Source organism: Natrinema soli (assembly GCF_028618695.1).
The window spans coordinates 1-518 of sequence record NZ_JAQIVI010000705.1 but is presented as its reverse complement, the minus strand read 5'-3'; the positions used below and the strand labels follow the sequence as shown (position 1 = coordinate 518).

The following is a 518-nucleotide window of genomic DNA, read 5'->3' as shown; positions in this document are numbered from 1 at the left end:
CCTGCGGCGGCCCCGCCAGCGGGAACGGCGGCGGCCTCGGAGACCGCTTTTTCGATGTCGACGTCCTCGAGCGCGGCGACGAGCGCCTTGACACGGGACTCTTCGACGTCGACGCCGGCAGCGTCGAGCACGTTCGTCAGGTTGTCTTCGTTGATCTCTTCGTCCGATTCGTTCAGGATGAGTGCAGCGTATACGTATTCCATTGTTGGATCCTCTGTTGGTGGTCGTTATCCGAACATCTCGCCGAGACCGGCCGCGCCGTCACCGTCGTCTTCGTCGTCATCGTCGTCATCGTCGGTGTCGGCATCTTCGGTCTCGGTCTCGTCTTCGGTCTGGTCGTCTGCCGATTCGTCTTCGTCGTCGGCTGCCGCCGGCTCGGCGGCCGCCGCGACGTCCTGAAGCTCGTCAGGAAGCGCCTCCTCGTCGTCGATCTGGGCCGCGAGCGCACGCAGCTGTGCGTCGGCCTTGCTGACGAGGTCGGGCATGAGGTCTTCGTCCTCGATGGCGGCCTGCAGGCC

The 518-nt window shown here is 65.3% G+C and carries 1 protein-coding gene and 1 pseudogene; both read right to left on the bottom strand.

Annotated elements, in window-relative coordinates; genetic code table 11:
- A partial coding sequence (gene rpl12p, locus PGX04_RS30480) for a 50S ribosomal protein P1 (RefSeq protein ID WP_273741908.1) occupies nt 1-203 on the bottom strand: 203 nt, incomplete at its 3' end.
- A gap of 24 nt (nt 204-227) precedes the next feature.
- A pseudogene (locus PGX04_RS30475) lies at nt 228-518 on the bottom strand (50S ribosomal protein L10); the annotation flags it as partial.